At 71.0% G+C, this 22301-nt stretch carries 21 protein-coding genes and 1 pseudogene; 13 read left to right on the top strand and 9 right to left on the bottom strand.

The genetic code is table 11. The annotated features are described in order from the left end of the window. Window positions 1-39: 39 nt before the first annotated feature. Window positions 40-1041, top strand: a complete 1002-nt coding sequence (locus ACFY93_RS14605; RefSeq protein WP_391357846.1) for an endonuclease/exonuclease/phosphatase family protein — start codon at window positions 40-42, stop codon at window positions 1039-1041. Window positions 1042-1273: 232 nt separating this feature from the next. Here ACFY93_RS14605 and snpA read toward each other — a convergent pair whose 3' ends face one another. Then, entirely contained in the window at window positions 1274-1960 is a 687-nt protein-coding gene (snpA, locus tag ACFY93_RS14600; RefSeq protein ID WP_391357843.1) for a snapalysin, read from the bottom strand. A gap of 198 nt (window positions 1961-2158) precedes the next feature. On the opposite strand from snpA, the gene ACFY93_RS14595 reads away from it, so the two are divergent. From ACFY93_RS14595 to ACFY93_RS14580, 4 genes are all read left to right on the top strand, one after another. Then, window positions 2159-3097, top strand: a complete 939-nt coding sequence (locus ACFY93_RS14595) for a LysR substrate-binding domain-containing protein (protein ID WP_391357841.1) — start codon at window positions 2159-2161, stop codon at window positions 3095-3097. 196 nt (window positions 3098-3293) lie between these two features. Next, window positions 3294-4772 (top strand): VWA domain-containing protein, encoded by a 1479-nt coding sequence (locus ACFY93_RS14590; protein ID WP_391357838.1) that lies wholly within the window; start codon window positions 3294-3296, stop codon window positions 4770-4772. A gap of 98 nt (window positions 4773-4870) precedes the next feature. After that, window positions 4871-6487 (top strand): methionine--tRNA ligase, encoded by a 1617-nt coding sequence (gene metG, locus ACFY93_RS14585; protein WP_391357835.1) that lies wholly within the window; start codon window positions 4871-4873, stop codon window positions 6485-6487. A 159-nt stretch (window positions 6488-6646) separates the two neighbouring features. Continuing rightward, window positions 6647-6865, top strand: coding sequence for a type II toxin-antitoxin system VapB family antitoxin (locus ACFY93_RS14580; protein WP_391357832.1), 219 nt, complete (start codon window positions 6647-6649; stop codon window positions 6863-6865). A gap of 48 nt (window positions 6866-6913) precedes the next feature. Here ACFY93_RS14580 and ACFY93_RS14575 read toward each other — a convergent pair whose 3' ends face one another. From ACFY93_RS14575 to ACFY93_RS14565, 3 genes are read right to left on the bottom strand one after another with little or no spacing between them, the layout of a single operon-like run. Beyond that, complete coding sequence (locus ACFY93_RS14575; RefSeq protein WP_391357829.1) at window positions 6914-7123, bottom strand: DUF397 domain-containing protein; 210 nt, start codon at window positions 7121-7123, stop codon at window positions 6914-6916. Continuing rightward, on the bottom strand, window positions 7120-7329 hold the full coding sequence (locus tag ACFY93_RS14570; protein WP_391357826.1) for a DUF397 domain-containing protein: 210 nt from the start codon (window positions 7327-7329) through the stop codon (window positions 7120-7122). Before ACFY93_RS14570 ends, ACFY93_RS14575 begins: the two co-directional genes overlap by 4 nt. Then, a complete protein-coding gene (locus tag ACFY93_RS14565; RefSeq protein ID WP_391357824.1) occupies window positions 7326-8201 on the bottom strand; it encodes a Scr1 family TA system antitoxin-like transcriptional regulator in 876 nt (291 codons plus the stop codon). Before ACFY93_RS14565 ends, ACFY93_RS14570 begins: the two co-directional genes overlap by 4 nt. A 154-nt stretch (window positions 8202-8355) precedes the next feature. On the opposite strand from ACFY93_RS14565, the gene ACFY93_RS14560 reads away from it, so the two are divergent. The 4 genes and pseudogenes from ACFY93_RS14560 to ACFY93_RS14545 all read left to right on the top strand — a co-directional run bounded on the left by ACFY93_RS14560 (window position 8356) and on the right by ACFY93_RS14545 (window position 10321). Next, on the top strand, window positions 8356-8787 hold the full coding sequence (locus ACFY93_RS14560) for an ATP-binding protein (RefSeq protein WP_391357822.1): 432 nt from the start codon (window positions 8356-8358) through the stop codon (window positions 8785-8787). A gap of 300 nt (window positions 8788-9087) precedes the next feature. Continuing rightward, window positions 9088-9669, top strand: a pseudogene (locus ACFY93_RS14555) (helix-turn-helix domain-containing protein); the annotation flags it as partial. 45 nt (window positions 9670-9714) lie between these two features. After that, a complete protein-coding gene (locus ACFY93_RS14550; RefSeq protein ID WP_391358029.1) occupies window positions 9715-10062 on the top strand; it encodes a hypothetical protein in 348 nt (115 codons plus the stop codon). 76 nt (window positions 10063-10138) lie between these two features. Next, a complete protein-coding gene (locus tag ACFY93_RS14545) occupies window positions 10139-10321 on the top strand; it encodes a hypothetical protein (protein WP_391357820.1) in 183 nt (60 codons plus the stop codon). Window positions 10322-10525: 204 nt separating this feature from the next. Here the strand turns inward: ACFY93_RS14545 and ACFY93_RS14540 are convergent, their stop codons facing one another. Next, window positions 10526-11062: a hypothetical protein gene (locus tag ACFY93_RS14540; protein ID WP_391357817.1), complete on the bottom strand. Its 537-nt coding sequence runs from the start codon at window positions 11060-11062 to the stop codon at window positions 10526-10528. Between the two features lie 188 nt (window positions 11063-11250). On the opposite strand from ACFY93_RS14540, the gene ACFY93_RS14535 reads away from it, so the two are divergent. After that, a complete protein-coding gene (locus ACFY93_RS14535; RefSeq protein WP_391357814.1) occupies window positions 11251-11736 on the top strand; it encodes a hypothetical protein in 486 nt (161 codons plus the stop codon). Between the two features lie 235 nt (window positions 11737-11971). Then, on the top strand, window positions 11972-12907 hold the full coding sequence (locus ACFY93_RS14530; RefSeq protein ID WP_391357812.1) for a hypothetical protein: 936 nt from the start codon (window positions 11972-11974) through the stop codon (window positions 12905-12907). 148 nt (window positions 12908-13055) lie between these two features. Here ACFY93_RS14530 and aspS read toward each other — a convergent pair whose 3' ends face one another. Then, window positions 13056-14819 (bottom strand): aspartate--tRNA ligase, encoded by a 1764-nt coding sequence (gene aspS / locus ACFY93_RS14525; protein WP_391357810.1) that lies wholly within the window; start codon window positions 14817-14819, stop codon window positions 13056-13058. Between the two features lie 290 nt (window positions 14820-15109). Here aspS and ACFY93_RS14520 point away from each other — a divergent pair, with 290 nt between their 5' ends. Beyond that, window positions 15110-17368, top strand: coding sequence for a SpoIIE family protein phosphatase (locus ACFY93_RS14520; RefSeq protein WP_391357808.1), 2259 nt, complete (start codon window positions 15110-15112; stop codon window positions 17366-17368). A gap of 105 nt (window positions 17369-17473) precedes the next feature. Here ACFY93_RS14520 and ACFY93_RS14515 read toward each other — a convergent pair whose 3' ends face one another. The 3 genes from ACFY93_RS14515 to ACFY93_RS14505 form a co-directional block, all read right to left on the bottom strand. Continuing rightward, the gene (locus ACFY93_RS14515; RefSeq protein WP_391357805.1) at window positions 17474-18511 is read right to left on the bottom strand and encodes an AI-2E family transporter; all 1038 of its coding nucleotides are present in this window, start codon (window positions 18509-18511) and stop codon (window positions 17474-17476) included. Between the two features lie 108 nt (window positions 18512-18619). Next, a complete protein-coding gene (locus ACFY93_RS14510) occupies window positions 18620-19591 on the bottom strand; it encodes a pirin family protein (RefSeq protein WP_391357803.1) in 972 nt (323 codons plus the stop codon). Between the two features lie 133 nt (window positions 19592-19724). Beyond that, entirely contained in the window at window positions 19725-20198 is a 474-nt protein-coding gene (locus ACFY93_RS14505) for an SseB family protein (protein ID WP_391357801.1), read from the bottom strand. Between the two features lie 205 nt (window positions 20199-20403). On the opposite strand from ACFY93_RS14505, the gene ACFY93_RS14500 reads away from it, so the two are divergent. Further along, window positions 20404-22245 carry an acyl-CoA dehydrogenase C-terminal domain-containing protein gene (locus tag ACFY93_RS14500; RefSeq protein WP_391357799.1) on the top strand — a complete coding sequence of 614 codons (1842 nt, stop codon included), beginning with the start codon at window positions 20404-20406 and terminating at the stop codon, window positions 22243-22245. The last annotated feature ends 56 nt before the right edge of the window (window positions 22246-22301 follow it).

The raw sequence follows: 22301 nt of genomic DNA, 5'->3' as shown, positions 1-22301 counted from the left end.
ACGCCACGGAACGGACGGACACGAACGGGGGGCGGGGCCTTGGGAACTGCCACGGCTGAGCGGACGGCGGCGCGGGAGGGCGCGGGAGGGCGCACTCTGCGCTCCCCCGGGGCCGCCTGGTGCGCGGGACTGCTGCTGGCAGGGGTGAGCGCGGTCGTCGGCTTCCGGGCCGCCGACAGCGACGGCGTCACCCCCGTCCCGCAACTGCTGGCCTTCCTGCCCTGGCTGCTCGCGCCCACCGGACTCGCCCTGCTGTTCGCCTTCCTCGCCCGCTGGCGGGTCGGCCTGGTGTGGGGGGTCCTGGCACTCGGGGCGATCGCCTGGTTCATCGAGCCGTACGGCAGGATCAGCGCCCCCACCGGGGCACCGCTCGCCGAGCTGCGGGTGATGACGTCCGACGTGCGGCTGGGCCGGGGCGCCGATGCCCTGGTGCACGTGATCCGCCGGGAGCGGCCCGACATCGTGTTCGTGCAGGAGTGCGACGACGGATGCCTGTCCGCCCTGGAGGACGCCTTCGGCGAGCGGGACCTCCCGTACCGGCGGGCCGCCGAGGCGGGCGGGCCGAAGGGCTCCGTCATCCTCAGCCGCTACCCGCTGAGGGCCGCCGCCGGCGTCCCCGGGACGCTGGGCATGCCGGGCGCCGTCGCCGACGTGAACGGTCACGCCGTACGGCTGCAGCTCGCGCATCCCGTGCCGCCGCTGCCCGGACGGCTCGGCGCGTGGCGCGGGGAACTCGGCGCGCTGCGCGACTACGCCGCCGCGAGCGACGAGCCGACCGTCCTCGCCGGGGACTTCAACGCCTCGCAGGACCACGCCGCGTTCCGCCGCGTCCTCGACGCCGGACTGAACGACGGCGCCCGTCTGGCCGGCCAGGCCCGCGCCCCGAGCTGGCCCGCCAGGACCGCGCCCGCGCTCGGCGCCCAGATCGACCACGTGCTCGTCTCGCGGGACTTCTCCGCGAACCGGGCCTCCTTCGTCCGCATCGCGGGCAGCGGCCACCGCGCGCTGATCGTCGACGTCACCCTGCACCGGCGCGGCTGAGACCCGCGCCCGTCCGGGCCCGGGGACAACGGTGCGGGCCGTCCCGTGCAGGAGGACGGCCCGCGCCGCGTGTGGGGGGTGGGGCAGGCCGGCGGTTCCGCCCGGGGAACCTGTGGGGGGTGGGGGCGGAACCGGCGACGGAGCCGGGGAGTGCGCCGCCGGCGGGGGAGGTCTCGCCCCGCCGGCGGGCCGTCTTTGCCGTAGGCCCTCTGGCGGGCCGTTTCCGGGGGGCCTAGCGGGCCGTCTTGGCCAGGGCCTTGTCGAGGGCCTTGGCGAAGCCGTTCGCCCAGAGCCGGTTCACCTTGGAGCGCTCGGTCGAGTTCGGGTACGCGTTGGTGCAGGACGTGCCGGGACCGCCGCCCGACATCAGCTCACTGCAGGGGCCCGAGTAGTGGTCGGGCAGCCCGAGCACGTGACCGGTCTCGTGGGCCGTGACACGGGTGGAGTTGTACTGCCGGTTCTGCGCGTAGTCGAGGAAGACGTAGCCGCGGCCGTGGCCGTCGGTGGAGGCGTACGAACCCCGCGAGTCGTTGCCCTCGTAGTACCTGAAGTCGGCGTTGGAGCCCGAGGCGAGCTTCACGTTCGACACCGAGCTGTTCCATATCTGGGCGCTGCGGGCTATCACCGAGGCGAACGACGGGGCGCTGGACGCGTTGTAGACGACGGTGACGGACGCGGCGTCCGGGTTCGCCGCGCGCTTCTCCGCGACGGACTTCACGACCGCCTCGAAGAACGCCTCGTTGGCTCTGGCCTCCTCGGCGGAGCCCTGGTAGTTCGCGTACGCCGCACCTGCGGTCGCGGCCGTGCGGTCGTGCGCCGGGGCCGCCGTGGCCGGGGCCGCGCCGAACGCGGTGGCCGTCAGGCCGATGCCGACAGCGGTCGCCAGGACGGCCTTGGACACGGGCAGGGAAAGTCTCACGATGACTCCTCGGGTGGGGGGTGGAAGTCGTCACCGGTGAGTGTCGATGCCCTGTGCGGCGCCTGTGATGATGGCAACCGGCGATAGCGCGGGGCTATCCCCCGTCCTCCCGCCGTTCACCCGGTGGCCAACTCGCCCGTTTCGGAGGGGGTTTGTGCGTCTGGTGAAAGATGAACTTCCGCCTTAGGCTCCGCAGACATGGAGCTCGAGGTGAGGCACCTCCGCGCACTGTGCGCCATAGCCGAAACCGGCAGCCTGCACCGGGCCGCCCGCCAGCTCGGCATGGCCCAGCCCTCGTTGAGCACCCAGCTGCGCCGCATCGAGCAGGAGCTCGGCGGCGCGCTCTTCCTGCGTGAGCGCACCGGCTGCCGGCCGACCCCGCTGGGGCGGGTCGTCCTCGGACGCGCCCGGCCGCTGGTGGCCGATATGCACGCCCTGGTCGCCGAGGCGCGGGCCGCCGTCGCCGACGGCCCCCAGCTCCGGATCGGCTCCACCGCGAGTGGTGCCCTCGCCGGCTGGCTGCGCCGGCTGCGCGCCCGTCAGCAGGAACCGATCCTCCAGATGGACGTCTCCGCGAACGCCCTGCTGCGGATGGTCGCCGACGGTCAGCTCGACGTCGCCTTCGTGCACGAGGTGGAGGGCTGTCCGCTGCGCGTCCCGGAGGGCCTGCGCGTCCGGGTCCTGCTCGAACGCGAGCCGCAGTTCGTCTCCCTGCCCGCCGACCATCCGGCCGCCGACCGGAGCGTGGTGCGGCTGTCCGATCTGGCCGAGGACCGCTGGATGGTGGACCCTACGGTGGACGGCGAGTGGGACGCGGTCCACCGGGTCCTGCGGCTGGCCGGAATCAACCCCCGAGTACTGCACGGTGACTATCACACCGCGGCCTCCCTCGTCGCGACCGGCGAGGTCGTCACCGTCTGCCAGCCGAGCTCCCCGTCCCGCTCCGAAGCGGTGGTACGGCGTATAGAGGGTGACCCACTCGGCGTACGGCTGCTTCTCGCCGCCCGCACGGAGCCGGCCCTCGACGCGGTCCACCCCGAACTCGCCGCCGCCTACTGGGAAGCGGCCCGCCAGTCACCGGCGTACCGGGAGTGGCTGGAACTGGGCGCGACGGGAGACCTGGCGCCCGCGCACTGAGACGGCTTGCCCCGCTCGTACCGCAGTACCTATTTTTGCCTCGCGATGCCGCCGGGGTGTCCGGGTCTGCCGACCTGGACGCCCACCGCCCACGGCCACCGCCGCTGACCGGGACCGCCCACCGAGGCCGATAACCTTACGTGTCCGTCCTGGCCAGGGATCGAACGGGCATCAACGCACGCGAAGGGTTGCGCACATGGGCATTCTCACTCTCCTGCGGAATGCGTTCGGCCGCTCACGCAAGGGACGTGACGCCGACGTCGAGCCCTCGCGGGAGGCGCCGGAAGCGGCGGTTCCGGCACCGGCACCCGAGCCGGCCGAGCCGCCGACAGCGAAGGACACGCCCGCAGAGTCACCGGCGGCATCGGCTCCGGAACCGGAACCGGCCGCCCGGCCGACCGCACAGGTACCCGGCCCGGCCCGCGAGCCCGAGCCGTCCGTCGTGGACGACCTGGTCTCGGCGGCGTTCGACAACGTGACGGTCCCGAAGCCACGCCCGGAACACTCCGAGCCACTGACGACGGCGACTCCGGAGACGAAGCGGACGGAGCAGCCGGAGACGGAGAAGGCCGAGCCGACGGAGGCTTCGGTTTCGACCCCGGCCTCGGCGACTCCGGAGACGGTGGCTCCGGAGACGGCGACTCCGGCCTCGGCGACTCCGGAGACGGTGGCTCCGGAGGCCGCGTCGGCGGAGCCGGACCCGGTGGACCCCGTCGCGGCGGAGGACCCGGTGGCGGAGCCGGTGACCGAGAGCGCGGCGGAGCCGGTGGCGGAGGCCGAGGCCGAGGCAGCCGTCGCCGAGCCGGAGGCGAAGGCCCCCAGCGAGCCGGAGGCGAAGCCGGAAGCCGAGGCCCCCGCCGCCGAGGCGGAGGCGGCCCCCGAGGCTGAGGCCCCCGCCCCCGAGCCCGAAGCGGCCCCGGAGCCGGAAGCGGCCCCCAAGGCCGAGGCCCCCGCCGCCGCCCCGGAGCCCGAGGCGACCCCTGAGGCTGAGGCCTCCTCCACCTCCGCCTCCGCCTCCGCCCTCTCCCTCGCCCGGGTGAAGTCCGGCGCGCCCGGACTGGTCACCGCCTACAAGGCGGCGGGCGCGGTCCTCAAGAAGAAGGAGCTGACCGGTACCCGCGCGAAGGTGTACCTGGTCCTGGACCGCTCCGCGTCCATGCGCCCGTACTACAAGGACGGCTCCGCCCAGGCGCTCGGCGAGCAGGCCCTCGCGCTGGCCGCTCACCTGGACCCCGAGGCGAGCGTGCACGTCGTCTTCTTCTCCACGGAGCTGGACGGCACCGGTGAGCTGACCCTCGCCGAGCACGAGAACAGGATCGACGAGCTGCACACCGGCCTCGGCCGGATGGGCCGTACCAGCTATCACGCGGCCGTCGAGGAGGTCCTGGCCCACTACGGGAAGTCCGGCGCCACCGACCCGGCGCTGGTGCTCTTCCAGACGGACGGCGCCCCGGACGCCAAGACCCCGGCGACCCAGGCGCTCACGGCGGCGGCCGAGAGTCACCCGTCCGTCTTCTTCTCGTTCGTCGCTTTCGGCGACCCGGAGGCGAAGGCGTTCGACTACATCCGCAAGCTGAAGACGGGCAACACGGCGCACTTCCTGGCCGGCGAGACCCCGCGCGAGCTCACGGACACGGAGGTCTACGAGGGCGTACTGGCGTCCTGGCGCCCGTAGCCATCGCCTCACTCCTCCCTCGGGGGGCGGACGGGAAACCCGTCCGCCCCCCGAAACGCGTGTGAGCCGACCTGTCCGGGACCAGTAGGATTTCGACCATGGCGGCCACTGGATCAGAGAAGCAGGGGGCGAAGGCGTACTACGTCTCGACCCCCATCTACTACGTCAACGACGCTCCTCACCTGGGCCACGCCTATACGACCGTCGCAGGCGACGTGCTCACCCGCTGGCACCGCCAGCGCGGCGAGAAGGTGTGGTACCTCACCGGCACGGACGAGCACGGTCAGAAGATCATGCGTACGGCCGAGGCGAACGGGGTCACCCCGCAGGCCTGGGCCGACAAGCTCGTCACCGAGGCCTGGAAGCCCCTGTGGGAGCACCTCGACATCGCGAACGACGACTTCATCCGCACCACGCAGAAGCGGCACACCGACCGCGTCCAGGAGTTCGTGCAGGACCTGTACGACAAGGGAGAGATCTACAAGGGCGGCTACGAGGGCCCGTACTGCGTGGGCTGCGAGGAGTACAAGCTCCCCGGCGAGCTGCTCGACGGCGAGGGCCAGTACGCGGACCAGAAGCTGTGCCCGATCCACAAGAAGCCGGTGGAGATCCTCAGCGAGGAGAACTACTTCTTCAAGCTGAGTGAGTACGGCGAGAAGCTCCTCGCCCACTACGAGGCCAACCCGGGCTTCATCCAGCCCGAGTCCGCGCGCAACGAGGTCCTGAACTTCGTCCGCCAGGGTCTGCAGGACCTCTCCATCTCCCGCTCGACGTTCGACTGGGGCGTGCCGGTTCCCTGGGACGACAAGCACGTCATCTACGTGTGGGTCGACGCGCTGCTGAACTACGCGACGGCGGTCGGCTACAACGAGAATCCCGAGAAGTTCGAGTCGACGTTCCCCGCCGACGTCCACCTGGTCGGCAAGGACATCCTCCGCTTCCACGCGATCATCTGGCCGGCGATGCTGATGGCACAGGGCCTGCCCCTGCCCGGGAAGATCGCCGCGAACGGCTGGCTGATGGTCGGCGGCGAGAAGATGAGCAAGTCCAACCTGACCGGCATCAAGCCGCAGGACCTGACCTCGCACTTCGGTGTGGACGCGTACCGCTGGTACTTCCTGCGGGCCATCGCCTTCGGCCAGGACGGCTCCTTCTCCTGGGAGGACTTCTCGGCCCGCTACACCAGCGAGCTGGCGAACGACTACGGCAACCTGGCGTCCCGCGTGGCCGCGATGGTCGGCAAGTACTTCGGCGGCGAGCTGCCGGCGTCGGCGGCCCACGGTGACGCGGAGCAGGCGATCCACGACGGCCTGGCGAAGGCTGTCACGGAGGCGGACCGCCGTATCGGCGAGGAGCTCGACTTCCAGGGCGGCATCCTGGCGGTCTTCGACTTCGTGAAGCAGGTCAACGGCTACATCACGGAGCAGGAACCGTGGAAGGTGGCCAAGGACGCCTCGGACGAGGGCAAGGCCCGCCTGGCGACCATCCTCTACACGGCCGCGGAGTCCCTGCGCGCGGTGGCGGTTCTTCTCAACCCGATCATGCCGGAGACCTCCGCCAAGCTCTGGGACTCCCTCGGCGCGGAGGCCGGCCTCGGCGCCCTCGCGGGCCAGAACGTGCAGGAGGCCGGTACCTGGGGCCTGCTGCCCACCGGCTCCACGGTCACGAAGGGCGCGGTCCTCTTCCCCCGCCTTGAGGAGAAGCCGACCGCGTAGGACGCGTCACACACGACCAGAGGTCCGGAAACATCCGTTTCCGGACCTCTGTGCTGCGTGCCCGACCGGCCGGGCAGGTCCGTCCGGCTCGGCAGGCGAGGGGCGCGATTCGATATATCGTCGATGACGATCTATGGATCGTCGCTCGTGGGAGGTCCCATGTCCAAGACCCTGGTCGACATCGACGACGACAAACTCGCCTTGGCACAGCGCCGGCTCGGCACTCGGACGACGCGGGAGACCATCGACCGGGCGTTGACCATCGCGTCCGCGATCAGCACCGAGGGCCGGGCGCGCGCCTTGCGCCGACTCCAGGAGAACGCGGACGCCTTCCTGGACTTCGACGTCCTCGCAGAGCGGGAACAGTCAGGGCTGTGACCTGCCGCCCCCCGTGACGACCGAGGGGGGCGGGGCGCCGTACCGGTGTCAGCTCCCGGCGGTGTACGTCACGAAGTCCGCCCACGCGCCGGGCGTCAGCGCGAGTCGGGGACCGTCGACGTTCTTGGAGTCGCGGACGTGCACGGTGCCGGGGGTGAGAGCAAGCTCGACGCAGGAGTTGCCGTCGTTGCCGCTGCTGTAGCTGCTCTTGAACCACGCCAGAGCAGAAGCATCCCCGACGGGGGGCCGCATGCTCATGACTCCGAGGCGTACGGAACGAAGGCCGCCCATACGCCCGGGGCGAAGGTGATGCGGGGACCTTCTGTGTTCTTGGAGTCCCGGACGTGCACTGTGCCGGGTGCGAGAGCAAGCTCGACGCAGGAGTCTCCTTCATTGCCGTCGCTGTAGCTGCTCTTGAACCACGCCAGTTCGGAGGCGTCCCCGGCGGAGGCATTGCGGATCATGTGTCTCCCAGCAGTTGCTCGATGAAGGCCAGCGACTCCCGGGGTGGGAGAGCCTGCGCCCGGATGGCGCCATAGCGCAGTTCCAGGATGCGCAGCTGCCTCGGGTCAGAGGTCGGTCGTCCGCAGAAGGCACCATCGGCGCGCCCCACCGCCGTGCCGTCCTCGAACTTCAGCAGCTCGATCCTGCCGTCCAGGCCCGGATGGACCTCACAGCGTGTCGGCATCACCTGAAGCGTGACGTTCCGCAACTCGCTCACCTCCAGCAAGTGTTCGAGCTGCTGTCGCCACACCATTGTGCCCCCGAGAGGACGACTCAGCGGCGCTTCCTCCAAGACGAAGCTGAGCACGGGAGCCGATTTCCTGCTGACGATCGACTGTCGGGCCACACGAGCGGCCACCATTCGCTCTACCTCGCCCTCGGAGTAGGGAGGCTGACGCGACTCGAAGGCCGCCCTGGCGTGCTCCGGAGTCTGCAAGAGTCCACTGATGCTGTGGCACACGTACAAACTGATCTCCACAGCCCTTGCCTCAACCTGAGCCAGTTCCCGAACCTTCTTCGGATACCGGACCTTCTTCACGTCCTCCCAGGCCGCCGCGACGAGCCCGCCCGCGCCCAGCACCTCGTCGGCCTTGTCCAGGTACTCCTGACGGGGAATCCGCTTACCGCCCTCGACCTTGTAGACCAGGTCCTCCCCGTACCCGACCGCCACCGCGAAGTCGGCGGCCCGCATCCCGACCGCCTCTCTGCGCAGCCGCAACTGCCGTCCCACCGTGGCGATGACGGCCACGCCCCACTCGTCGTCCGGGTCCACTTCCCACCCCGGCTCGTCCGTCTCGGTCCGGAGTCGTACCGCCTCGCCGTCCACCGACATACCGCACCCCTCTGTCGTACCGCCGTGCCGTGACGCCCTTACCCGTAGGCCTGTTTCCGACGGTCCGGACAGCGGCCGACAAGCTCCGGACAGTCACCCTACGTATCAGCGCTGTCACTGTTCACGGTCAGCACGCGCGGCCACTCTCGGTCACGTGAACAGCGAAAAGTCCACCCAACTTCTGCGGCCCGCCGACCACTTCAGCGTGCTCCTGTCACCCACGCCCCGCGGCGCCCGCCTCGCCCGGCTGCTCGCCGTGGACTGGACGCGCGACCGGGACCTGCCCCACCGCGTCACCGAGGCCGCCGAACACCTCGTCGCCGAACTCGCCACCAACGCGGCCACGCACGGCCGGCTCACCGGACGCGACTTCCGTCTCGCTCTCCTGACCGACGGCGCGACCCTCCGCGTCGAGGTCACGGACACCCGCGGTGACGACCTCCCGCGCCGTCGCGTACCCGCCACCAACGCCGAGTCCGGACGCGGCCTGCTCCTCGTCGAGGCCCTCGCCGACCGCTGGGGCGTGGACCTCGGACCGGTCCCCCGCAAGACCGTATGGGCGGAACTCGATCTACCGAGAGCCTGATCAGCGGAAACGACACCGGCACCGGAACCCGACCGCGTGTGTTCCGGTGCCGTCGGACGTCTTTCCCAAGGACCCACCGGGGAGAAAGAACCCCCACCAAGCCCCACCCCTCCCGCCCACGGCGCACACTCACTCGCGCGAGTGAACATCACCAAGTGGGCTGCATATGCGACGGGTTGCCTGCCCTACGCTCAGCGCAGCACGACACGGCACGAACAACCCCAGACACGCAAACGGCCCTCGCCGGGACTGGCATCCCACTGCGAGGGCCTGACCACCAAGGAAGCAAGCACCTTCCCGATGGACACCCAAAACCCTAGCGTGCGCCCGCACGCCCAGTCCCGTAACAGCGGGAAAAACCACCCCTCCCACCGCGCCCGCGCGAAGGGGCACCCCGGTGGCGTCACCCACGACAACGCCCGTCACACCACCCGCTTCACGGTGATCGGCAACCACCTCGCCCAGCACCCGGACCTCTCCCTGCTGGCGATCGGACTGGCCTGCCACATCCAGTCGCTCCCGACCGGCGCCCCCATCGGCATCAAGACCCTCGCCGCCCGCTTCCCCGAGGGCCCGACCCGGATCGCCGCCGCGCTGCGCGAGCTGGAGACCCACGGCTACCTGCGCCGCACCCGCGAACGCACTCCGGCCGGCCGGATCGTGACCCGCACCGTCTCCTGCAACCAGCCGGGCCGACGCCAGCCCACGGCCGCAGCGGGCGAGGCACCCGCGTCCCCGGCCCGCACCGCTGCCAGGGCTGCGCCTCGGGGGGTGTCGGTTCCGGTGTCCCCGACGCTGGAACCGACGAGCCGTCCCTCGTTGAACAGGGCCGACCGTGACAGGCCGCTCGCGGCCTGCCCGGTTCCCGGTCCGGCTCCTCCGTGGCCCCGTCCGGATCCCTGGCCAGGGCACCCTGTGGAGGACACCATGAGCACTCAGGCCGATCACGGACACGAGCTGATCCCGCGTCCCGAGCAGACTCCTGACGCGCTGCGCACGGCTCTCGCCGTGGTCGATCCGGGGCGCCTGGACGAGATGCAGGCCACGAAGGACGACGCCTTCGCCAAAGCCGTGGAGTGGCAGTCCCTGAGCCCCGTGCGGAGCTGGGTCCTCACTTGGGCCCGAGACATCGAGATCGCCCGACGACCTGCTCTGTCCTCCCGCTTCGCGCAGGCACAGAGCAGGCTGGAGCACGAGAATCCCGTCATCGCCGAGGAGGCTCTGCGAGAGCTGAGCGCTGTCCTGGACGAAGCCATGAAAGCAGTGCGCGGTTGAGCTGGAAGTGGGAGTACGCCTTCGGTGCGGAGGAAACCGCCCGCACCGCACCGCACCCGCCGCCTTCCTCGCCGGTGTGAAGAGGAAGGCGGACGAGCTGGTCAGAGCCGCCGAAGCCGTCCACATTCACGGCCGGGCCCACGAGGGCATCGACCCGAAGGGAGGCGACGTCATCGTCCCCGGCGGCATGTTCAGATACCAGGTCGTCGTACGCAGCGAACGTGTCTACATCGTCCAGATCACCTACCTGGGGTACTGAACTCGATGACGACCGTTCTGCGGGACACACCGCTGGTGGGAGGCCGGTCCGGTACGCGGTCCGGCCTTCGAAAGACGAAGAAGCTTCCCGACCGTGTGCACGTCCGGCACCGCGTCGGCTCCTCGGGCGTCCTCCGCGCCGCGTTGATCGCGGCCGACCGGTGGCGCCGTGACCGTCGAACAGCCGCCCAGCCGCCCGGGGCCGTCACGGCTTGTGCGTGCCTCGCCACGTCCATCCCGCGTCGAGGACCGCGGCCTGCAAGGGGTTGCGCATGTCGCGCGCGTCGAAGCGGAAGTCCTCGACCCGTTGCCGCCGGCCGTCGGGTCCGCGCTCGTAGTGCGCCCGCCAGGAGACGATCCGCACCTTGGGCCCGCGTCCCCACTTGCGTTCCACGACCCGCCCCCGAGGTCCCCCGGCCCGCTTCACCTCGTGCAGTTCCTCGCAGACCCGTACCTCTGCGCGTGCCGGGTCCAGACGCATCCGGGTCCTGAGTCTCCGCTCGACCTGGGTGCGGGAGCGCCCGGAGCCCCAGGCGGGTTCCACGGAGTGCCACTCGGCCACGAGGTCGGCCTTCTCGCCGGGGAGGGCGTTGCGCACCCGGTACGGCCTCTCGGGATGGTTGACCGCGCGCAGTGCGGCGCGCACGTCCGCGTCCGACGACGGCGTGACGCCTCCCTCGGGGTACGCGGTGCCGGTCCGCCAGTCGCGGAACCGGCCCCATACGCCCCGAAACCTGCCCATCCCGTGCCCCCCTGACCCACTGTCGGTCCACTCAGCCGCGTCGGCTGGACGCGCGGTGAGCGGGCCGACACTCACGGTCCACCGTCGCACAACGCCGGCCGGGCCTGCCGCCGGGCCCCCGGAAGCGGTGCGTCCGCCTACGCGCACCCGTGAGCGGCATGGCCACGACATACCCGTAAGGTTCCGCCATGGCAGTTCCCGACGTCATCCCGATCGCCCACGAACCCGACCACCGCACCGCGACCATCGGCCGCTACGCGGACGGTCAGTTCCTGGCCTCGATCACGTACGCCTTCCCCGAAGGCTTCCGTCCCGACGACGGCTGGGAGGAGCGCAAGCGCCTCTACGCCGTGCTCCACACCTTCGACGCCGAAGGCCGTCACCGCGACTCGGAGATCTGGTGCGCGGGCACGTGGGCCGAACAGCAGCGTGACCCGGAGGGCGAGCACTCGGTCCTGGCCCGCGCGGAGGCCCACCTGGCGAAGCTCCTGACCGGCCTCGCGCACCCCACGTACACGGACATCGCGATCCGCCCCTTTCAGCTCGCCGTGGACGGCGTCCGCTTCGGCCTGGTGACGGAGGACGACGAGACCGACGAGGACGGCCCCTGGGCCGAGCTCTACCCGGACCGGCTGGGGTTCGGACCGCCTTGGAACGGCCGCTACGACACCTGATCGGGGAGGGGCCGGCCGGCCCAGATCCGCCCATCACCCCGCCCGTCGAACGTCGACGCGCGGAAACGAGGCCTGCGCGGAGTCCTCCGGGTGAACGATTGGCAGATGTGGGCCACGCCCTCGCCGGCTGGGCGGGCGGGCCATCGACCAACGGGAACGTTTTTGCTGCTCCCGAAAGGGTGAACGCACCCCGATCCGCCGCAAGCCCCGGTCGTTGATCCATCAGGGTGCGCACATGGTCACATCAGCGCATGAGGGCTTGCACCGCATCTTCCAAGAGCGGCCCGAGATCCTCACCCCCGTCTTCGAGGTGCTCGGCATCGCCCTGCCCGAGAAGGCGACCCTGGACGCCATCACGCCCGACGTGACGGAGAACAAGCCGCTGGAGCGCCGTATCGACACGCTTCTGCGCGTCGGCCCGTCGGACGGACAGGACTTCCTGCTGGCCATCGAGGCACAGAGGGCGCGGGACGAGCGCAAGGAGGCAAGCTGGGCCTACTACGTCGCCTACCTCCAGTCGAAGTACGGTCTGCCGCTCCTGCTGCTCGTGGTCTGCGAGGACGCGGCCACGGCCAAGTGGGCGTCCGGCCCCTTCGCCTGCGGTGCCCGCGGCTGGACGGCCCAGCGGACGTACCCCCTGGCCGTCGGGCCGGACAACCTTCCGGTGATCACCGACCGGAGGACCGTCGAGAGGAAGCCCGCGCTGGCGGCGCTCGCCGCTCTCGCGCACGCCCGTAGCACCCACATCGACGCCATACTGGAGGCGCTGGGCGACGCCCTTCCGCAGATGCCGAAGGAGACTGCCGACTACGTCTACGAGTTCCTGGAAGTGAACCTGGGGAACACCCCAGCCGGAGACAAATGGAGAGACATCGTGAGTTTCGTCAGCTACTTCCCCGGCCGAGGCACAGTCCGCGAGACGGCTTACCTCGAAGGCGTGGCCAAGGGAGAAGCCCAGGGCGAGTCCCGGGGTGAGGCCCGGGGCGAGGCCCGGGGCGAGGCCAAGGGGGTTCTGCGCGTGCTGGAGGTACGCGGCATCCCCGTCTCCGACGTCGCACGTGAACGCATCACCGGCTGCACCGATCTCGACCGCCTCGGCGACTGGCTGGAGCGGGCCGGGACGGTCGCGCGGGCGGAAGAGCTGTTCGAGGAGTCCGAGCCGCCGAGCTGACCCGGACGACGCCCGGAACCGGAAGCGAACGCGGCTTCCCCGGGGCTGTCGATGGCGTGGGTGTCCGCTGCGGTTCTCGCCGCGGACGCGAAGTGGCCCGGAACCGACGGCGGGCGTCGGGTCCGGGCCACGGGGGCCTGGGGGCCGGTTACTTCGGCTGCGGCTTGCGGACGGAGAGGTGCAGTTCGCGCAGGCGCGTCTCCTCCAGCTCCGTGGGCGCGCCCATCATCAGGTCCTGCGCGTTGCCGTTGAGCGGGAACGCGATCGTCTCGCGGATGTTGGGCTCGTCCGCGAGGAGCATGACGATGCGGTCGACGCCCGGGGCGATGCCACCGTGCGGCGGGGCGCCGAAGCGCAGCGCGCGCAGCATGCCGGCGAACTCGCGCTCCGTGGTCTCGCGGTCGTAGCCCGCGATCTCGAACGCCTTGAGCATGATGTCCGGCTCGTGGTTCCGGATCGCGCCGGAGGACAGCTCGACGCCGTTGCAGACGATGTCGTACTGCCAGGCGAGGATGTCCAGCGGGTCCTGGTTCTCCAGGGCGTCCATGCCGCCCTGGGGCATCGAGAACGGGTTGTGCGAGAAGTCGATACGACCCGTCTCCTCGTCCTTCTCGAACATCGGGAAGTCCACGATCCAGCAGAAGCGGAACACGTCCTCCTCGAAGTGCCCGGCCCGCTTCGCGGCCTCGACCCGCACCGCGCCCATGATCTTCGAGACCTCGTCGAACTCGCCCGCGCCGAAGAACACCGCGTGACCGGCGGCCAGCGAGAGCCGCTTCGTCAGCTCCGCCACGTTCTCCTCGGTGAGGAACTTCGCGATCGGGCCCGTCAGCGAACCGTCCTCGGCCACCCGCACCCAGGCCAGGCCCTTCGCGCCCTGCTCGACCGCGTAGTCACCGAGCTGGTCGAAGAACTTGCGGGGCTGGCCGGAGACGTCCGGCACCGGCAGCGCGCGCACGTGCTTGCCGGCGAACGCCTTGAACTCCGAGCCCTCGAAAACGTCGGTGATGTCGACGAGCTCCAGTTTGGCCCGCAGGTCCGGCTTGTCCGAGCCGTACTTCAGCATCGACTCGCGGAACGGGATGCGCGGGAAGGGGGACGTCACCTCACGGCCGCCGCCGAACTCCGTGAACAGCTCCGTCATCAGCTTCTCGATCGGCTGGAAGACGTCCTCCTGCTCGACGAAGCTCATCTCGACGTCGAGCTGGTAGAACTCGCCCGGCGAGCGGTCCGCGCGGGCGTCCTCGTCGCGGAAGCAGGGCGCGATCTGGAAGTAGCGGTCGAAGCCGGAGATCATCAGCAGCTGCTTGAACTGCTGCGGGGCCTGGGGGAGCGCGTAGAAACGGCCCGGGTGCAGGCGGGAGGGGACCACGAAGTCACGCGCGCCCTCGGGGGAGGTCGCGGTGAGGATCGGCGTCGCCATCTCGTTGAAGCCGAGGGCCACCATCTTGTGGCGGATCGCCGAGATGACCGCCGTGCGCAGCATGATGTTGCGGTGCATCCGCTCGCGGCGCAGGTCGAGGAAGCGGTACTCCAGGCGCCGCTCCTCGTTGACCCCGTCCTCGGCGTTGATCGTGAAGGGGAGCGGCTGGGCGGCGCCCAGGAGCTCCACCTCGCCGACCTCGACCTCGACCTCACCGGTCGGGAGGTCCGCGTTCACGTTCTCGGTGCCGCGGGAGACGACCTTGCCGTCGACCCGGACGGTCGATTCCTTGGACAGCTTGTCGAGGGCCTCGTAGGCGGGGGTGCCGGGGCGGGCGACGAGCTGCGTGATGCCGTAGTGGTCGCGCAGATCGATGAAGAGGATGCCGCCCAGGTCTCGGCGATTGTGCAGCCAGCCACTCAGCCGGACGTCGCTCTCGACGTCAGAGGCGCGGAGCTCGCCGCAGGTGTGGGACCTGTACCGATGCATCGTCGTTCATCCAGTCTTCGCGGATCGGGGTCTGGATCCTGCCGGGAGCGTCCGGGAGGTGCGCTCCCCGGGGACCTCCGGGCCGGGGCCCGGATCACCCCAGGGTACCGGCCACGGCAGGATCGCTTCCCGCATCACCCCCGGGACGCCTGGGGCACGGGGGAGCCGCGTCACCGGCGTACGGAGGCCGCGTGACCCGCGTGCGGCATCGCTCCGCCCCACCCCCGCGACCGCCCTTCCCGGTCCTTCCTCGGTGGCAGCCCCCGATCACCTCTCCATACAGTGGGTGAATGCGCACTGGTGAGCCCCTGCCCGCCGTGGGGGACGTCCTCGCCGTCCTCGCGACCGGCCTGTGGCGCTGGGACGACGCCGCGGGGCTGGTCACGCTCGACGCGGAGGCGGCTCGGCTCTTCGGGCTGCCCGCGGAGCCCGTCGTGCTCACCGAGGCGGGCGCGCGCTCCCGCCTCCACCCGGTCGACTGGAACGAGATCGACGGGACCGTGCAGCTCGCCCTCGCCGAGGGCACCCTCGCCGAGGCCCGGATGCGGGTCATGGACGAGCACGGCCGGGTGGTCCGTACCGTCCGCAGCCGCTCCAAGCCGTGGGTCGACGCGGACACCGGCACCTTCCATCTGGTCGGCTCCCTCCAGGAGGTCACCGAGCCCCCGCCGGGCGCCGCCGCGCGCACCCCGGTGACCGGTGACTGGCGGCGCTCGCGCGAGGCGTTCCTGCTGGACGCGGGCCGCGCGCTCGCCGAGGCGCGGTCCACGGAGGAGGTGCTGCGGGTCGCCGCCGGGCTGTCCATGCCGGGGTTCTCCCCGGACGGACTCGCCGTGTTCGGCGCGGAGGCCGACCGGCTGACGATCATCGGGCACCACGGGCAGAAGCCGGGGGCGGAGGAGCCGTTCTCCCACATGTCCCTGGACACGGACTACCCGGCCGCCGAGGTCGTCCGCACCGGCCGGTCCGTCTACCTCTCCTCGCCGGAGGACTACAAGGCCCGCTATCCGGCCTCCTGGCAGCTGGCCCGGCAGTTCCGGCGGCAGTCCTGGGCCTTCCTGCCGCTGACCGTCTCCGGGCGCACCATGGGCGCGTGGATGGCGGCGTTCTCGTACCCGGTGTCGTTCACGCCCGACGAGCGGTCCGTGCTGACGACCGTGGCGCGGATGCTGGCGCAGGCGCTCTCCCGGGCCGGCACCGCGGAGTCCGAGCGGGAGCTGACGGACGGCCTGCAGCGCTCCATGCTGCCGACGCTGGGGCCGCGCATCCCCGGCATGACGGTCGCGGCCCGCTACGTCCCCACCGGGGGCGGCCTCCAGGTCGGCGGTGACTGGTACGACATGATCCCGCTGCCCGGCAAGGACCGCTTCGCGCTGGTCATCGGCGACGTCCAGGGGCACGACGTGCGGGCCGCCGGGCTGATGGGCCAGCTCCGCATCGCGCTGCGGGCGTACGCCGCCGAGGGCCACCGGCCGGACGCGGTGCTCTCCCGGGCCTCACGGTTCCTGTACGGGATCACGGACTCGGTGACCTACGGGTCCAGCGGCGGCGCCGACGAGTCCGCGGAGAGCGGCGGCGCCGGGATCGGTGACAGCCGCTTCGCGACCTGCCTGTACGCCGAGGTGGACCCGGTGACCGGGACGCTGGACATCGCCCGCGCCGGCCACCCCGACCCGGCGATACGGATGACCGACGGGACCGTGCTGATGCGGCCGAGCGCGGGCGGGCTGCCGCTGGGCGTCGACCCGGACGGCGACTACCCGACGACCCGGCTGGTCCTGGAGCCCGGCGAGACCATGCTCTTCTGCACGGACGGGCTGATCGAGACCGGCGGCCACGACCTGGAGACCGGGTGGCGCCGGATCCGCCGGACGCTGGAGGAGCACGACGGCGACCTGGAGGGGCTCGCGGACGCGCTGGTGCAGGCCGTCCACGGGCCGTCCTCGCACCACACGACGGGGCCGCTGGCGGACCGGCGCGAGGACGACATAGCGGTGCTTCTGCTGTCCCGGCAGTACGACGTGGGCTGCTGCGGCGACCGGGCCGGCGCACCGCGGCCGGCGGTGCGCCGCACGATGCTGACCGTGGCGCAGGCCGAGCCGGAGCGGATCGCCGGGGCGCGGCAGCACCTGCGGGAGCTGCTGCACGACTGGGCGTCCGCGGACCAGGTCGACTCGGCGGTCCTCCTGGTCTCCGAGATGCTGACGAACGTCCTCGTGCACACCGACACCGACGCGCTGCTCGTCGCCGAGGTGGCCGCCGGGCCGGACGGCCGCCGGGTGCGCGTCGAGGTCACCGACGCCAGCGACGACCTGCCGCACCGCCGCCACCCGGGCGAGCTGGCCTCCTCGGGCCGGGGGCTGGTCCTCACGGAACTGCTCGCCGACGCCTGGGGCGTCGACCCGCGCGGTGAGGGCAAGTGCATCTGGTTCGAGCTGTACGAGGCGGTGGGGGCGGGGGCGGACGGCTCCGCGCGCGGGGCGGGGCCGGGGGCCGGCGTGGACGCGGTGATCGACGTGGCGGATCTGGCGGGGGCGTCGGACGTCTGACGGCCGGGCCGCGCGCGTCAGCCCCTCCGGCGTTCGGGGCGCGGGGTCCGGGGCGCGGGGTCCGGGGCGGGATGGCCGCGGGGTCGCCCGCCACCCCCGGCTCACTCAGTCCGCCGGGTTCTCGAACCGGGAGCGGAGTTCCGCGATGACGCCGATGGCGGCCGCCGTCATGGGGACTGCGAGGAGCATGCCGAGGACCCCGGCGATCGCCGCGCCCGCGGCGAGGGCCACCAGGACCACCGCGGGGTGCATCTGCACCGTGCGGCTCTGGATGACCGGCTGGAGGACGTGTCCCTCCAGCACTTGGACGGCGACCACCACCCCGAGCACCCACAGCGCGATGACGAACCCCCGGTCGGCGAGCGCGACCAGGACGGCCACCGTGCCGGAGATGAAGGCTCCCAGGTACGGGATGTAGGCGCCCACGAAGACCAGCGCGCCGAGCCCCAGCGCGCCCGGTACCCGCAGGATCAGCAGCCCGACGGTGATGAAGAACGCGTCGATGAGGGCGATGACCGTCGTACCGCGCATGAAGCCCTCGACGGACTGGAAGGCGCGGCGGGCCACGGCGTCCAGGGTGTCGGCCGTGCCGTGCGGGGCGAGGGAGCGCAGCGCACCGGGCACCCGGCCGGAGTCGCGCAGGAAGAAGAAGACGAGGAGCAGCGCGAGCAGGGCCATGGCCACCGTCTCGCCGAGGACGCCGGCCCCGGTGACCAGGCTGGACGCGGCCGTCCCGCCGAATCTGCCGAGCAGCTTGCGCGCCTGGGCCTGCAGATCGTCCAGGGAGGTCCCCGGCGTGCCGAAGTGTTCGGTGAGGAAGTCCGCCGCCCTGCGGAGGGAGTCGATGATCTGGTCGCCGGTGTCGATGAGCGCGGAGACGACGATGTAGGCGGCGCCGCCCACCACGGCGACGACCGCCACGCAGGTCAGCAGGGCCGCCACGGACCGGTTGACCTTCGCCTTCACCAGCCACCGGAACAGCGGTCCGAGGAGCGCCGCCCCGAGGAGCGCGAGCAGCACCGGCACGACCGCCGTGCGGATCGCCTCGCACACCCGCAGCACGACCCAGGCGACGCCGGTGACGAGAAGGATCACGGCACACCAGGCGGCCAGCCGGCGGACGCCTTCGGGGAGTAGGTGCACGGTCCCAGCCGACCACGCGCCGGGCGGGCTGTCCTGTGCGGACGGCCCGCCCGGGTGACACGACGTCAGGGGGCGCGGGAGGCGTGGAGCGCCCGGGGTGCGTGAGGACTACAGCGCGCCCTCGGTCATCCCGTGGACCGCGGGGACGCTGCCGAGCCGGCCCTTCTGGAAGTCCTCGAAGGCCTGCTGCAGTTCCTCGCGGGTGTTCATCACGAAGGGGCCGTAGTGGGCCATGGGCTCACGGATCGGCCGGCCGCCGAGAACGACGATCTCCAGGTCGGGCGTGTTCGCGTCCTGCCGCTCGTCCGCGTGGACGGTCAGCGAGGAGCCCGCGCCGAAGACGGCGGTCTGTCCCGTGCGCACCGGGCGGCGTTCCGCGCCCACGCCCCCGCGGCCGGCGAGGACGTACACGAGGCCGTTGAAGTCCTCGCGCCAGGGGAGGGTGACCTCCGCGCCGGGCGCGACGGTCGCGTGGACCATGGTGATCGGCGTGTGCGTGATGCCGGGGCCCTGGTGACCGTCGAGGTCACCGGCGATGACGCGCAGCAGGGCGCCGCCGTCGGGGGTGGTGAGCAGCTGGACCTGGCCGCCGCGGATGTCCTGGTAGCGGGGGGCCATCATCTTGTCCCTGGCCGGGAGGTTCACCCAGAGCTGGAGCCCGTGGAAGAGGCCGCCGGACGTGACGAGGGACTCCGGCGGCGCCTCTATGTGCAGGAGACCGCTTCCTGCGGTCATCCACTGCGTGTCGCCGTTGGTGATGGTGCCGCCACCGCCGTTGGAGTCCTGGTGGTCGAAGACGCCGTCGATGATGTAGGTGACGGTCTCGAAGCCGCGGTGCGGGTGCCAGGGGGTGCCCTTGGGCTCGCCGGGCGCGTACTCCACCTCGCCCATCTGGTCCATCATGATGAACGGGTCGAGGTGGCGGTAGTTGATCCCGGCGAACGCGCGCCGGACCGGGAAGCCCTCGCCCTCGAAGCCGGTGGGCGCGGTCGTCACCGTGAGCACGGGACGGGCCACGGCATCGGCCGGCGCGACCACACGGGGCAGGGTCAGCGGGTTCTCGACGGTCACTGCGGGCATGTCGGTACCTCCTTGTGCATCGAGCTTCAAGATTAGTTGATTGTTGAACTTTCTACCAGCACCAGCCCACAACGACGGACGCCCGGAGGGCATTCCCTCCGGGCGTCACACGGCCTGATCCTGATGAGAGGCCCTAGCCGTACATCCGGCGCATCGCGAAGTCGACCATCTGCTCGACGGCCTTGGCGTCGAAGACCATGCGGTGCTCGCCCTCCATGTCGAGGACGAAGCCGTAGCCGGTCGGCAGCAGGTCGATCACCTCGGCGCCGGTGATCACGAAGTACTTGGACTCCTTGCCGGCGTAGCGGCGCAGTTCCTTGAGCGAGGTGAACATCGGGATGACGGGCTGCTGCGTGTTGTGCAGCGCGAGGAAGCCGGGGTTGTCGCCGCGCGGACAGTAGACCTTGGAGGTCGCGAAGACCTGCTGGAAGTCCTCGGCGGACATCGACCCGGTGGTGAACGCACGGACCGCGTCCGCCAGGGACGGCGGGGACGGCTCCGGGTAGAGCGGCTGCTGCTGTCCGTAACCGCCGGACATCTGCTGCTGCGGCGGGATGTACTGCTGCTGCCCGTCGGCACCGCTCGACTGCTGCCCGTATCCGTACATGCGCGCAAGCCTACCGAGCGGGGCCCCGGCGGTTTCGCGGACGGCGGTTTGTAGAGCCTGCTCACACTTCGGCGAACGGGGTTGCGCCTTATTACCGACGGGTAGCATCATCGTAGGCTGTTGCTACTTGTTGGTACGTGAATCAGTCGCGAACCACGTCCGAGGAATCACCATCTCCTCCCCGATCCCTTACGGAGCCGTCGCCATGGGGCACTACAAGTCGAATCTCCGCGACATCGAGTTCAACCTCTTCGAGGTTCTCGGGCGCGACAAGCTGTACGGCACGGGTCCGTTCGCGGAGATGGACGTCGACACCGCCAAGAGCATCCTCGAGGAACTGACCCGCCTCTCGGAGAACGAGCTGGCCGAGTCCTTCGCCGACGCCGACCGCAACCCGCCCGTCTTCGACCCCGAGACGAACACGGCGCCGGTCCCCGCGTCCTTCAAGAAGAGCTACCAGGCCTTCATGGACTCCGAGTACTGGCGGCTCGGCCTGCCCGAGGAGATCGGCGGCACCACCACGCCCCGCTCCCTGATCTGGGCCTACGCGGAGCTCGTGCTCGGCGCCAACCCGGCCGTCTGGATGTACTCCTCCGGCCCCGCCTTCGCCGGCATCCTCTTCGAAGAGGGCAACGAGGTCCAGAAGCACATCGCGAAGATCGCCGTCGACAAGCAGTGGGGCTCCACCATGGTGCTCACCGAGCCGGACGCCGGCTCGGACGTCGGCGCCGGCCGTACCAAGGCGGTCCGGCAGGAGGACGGCTCCTGGCACATCGAGGGCGTGAAGCGCTTCATCACGTCCGGCGAGCACGACATGTCGGAGAACATCCTCCACTACGTCCTCGCCCGCCCCGAGGGCGCCGGCCCCGGCACCAAGGGCCTGTCCCTCTTCCTCGTCCCGAAGTACGAGTTCGACTTCGAGACCGGCGAGCTGGGCGAGCGCAACGGCGTCTACGCCACCAACGTCGAGCACAAGATGGGCCTCAAGGCGTCCAACACCTGCGAGATGACCTTCGGCGACCGCCACCCCGCCAAGGGCTGGCTGATCGGCGACAAGCACGACGGCATCCGCCAGATGTTCCGCATCATCGAGTTCGCCCGCATGATGGTCGGCACGAAGGCCATCTCCACGCTCTCGACGGGCTACCTGAACGCGCTGGAGTACGCCAAGGAGCGCGTCCAGGGTCCCGACCTGGCGAACTTCATGGACAAGACCGCCCCCAAGGTCACCATCACGCACCACCCCGACGTGCGCCGCTCGCTCATGACGCAGAAGGCGTACGCGGAGGGCATGCGCGCGCTCGTGCTGCACACCGCCGCGATCCAGGACGAGATCCAGGTCAAGGAGGCCGCCGGCGAGGACGCCACCGCGCTGGAGGCCCTGAACGACCTGCTCCTGCCCATCGTCAAGGGCTACGGCTCCGAGAAGGGCTACGAGCAGCTCGCCCAGTCGCTGCAGACCTTCGGCGGCTCCGGCTTCCTGCAGGAGTACCCGATCGAGCAGTACATCCGCGACGCCAAGATCGACACCCTGTACGAGGGCACCACCGCGATCCAGGGCCAGGACTACTTCTTCCGGAAGATCGTCCGCAACCAGGGCGCCGCCCTCAACTCCCTCGCCGAGGACATCAAGAAGTTCCTGGCGCTCGGCACCGGCGGCGAGGAGCTCTCCACCGCCCGCGAGCAGCTCGCCAAGGCCGCCGTCGAGCTGGAGGCCATCGTCGGCCTGATGCTCACCGACCTCGCGGCGACCGAGCAGGACGTCAAGAACATCTACAAGGTCGGCCTCAACACCACCCGCCTGCTCATGGCCTCCGGTGACGTCGTCGTCGGCTACCTGCTGCTGCGCGGTGCGGCGATCGCCGCCGAGAAGCTGGACGCGGCCTCCACCAAGACGGTCTCCGCCAAGGACACCGCCTTCTACACCGGCAAGATCGCGGCCGCGAAGTTCTTCGCCGCCAACGTCCTGCCGGGCGTCACCGGCGCCCGCAAGCTGGCCGAGGGCGTGGACCTCGACCTGATGGAGCTCGACGAGTCGGTGTTCTAGGGCTTCGCCCGGAGGACCGGTACCCGCGGCGGTACCGGTCCCTCCGGAGGGCCGGT

Source organism: Streptomyces sp. NPDC008313, assembly GCF_042956125.1.
GTDB lineage: Bacteria > Actinomycetota > Actinomycetes > Streptomycetales > Streptomycetaceae > Streptomyces.
This window is presented reverse-complemented; position numbering and strand designations above follow the sequence as displayed.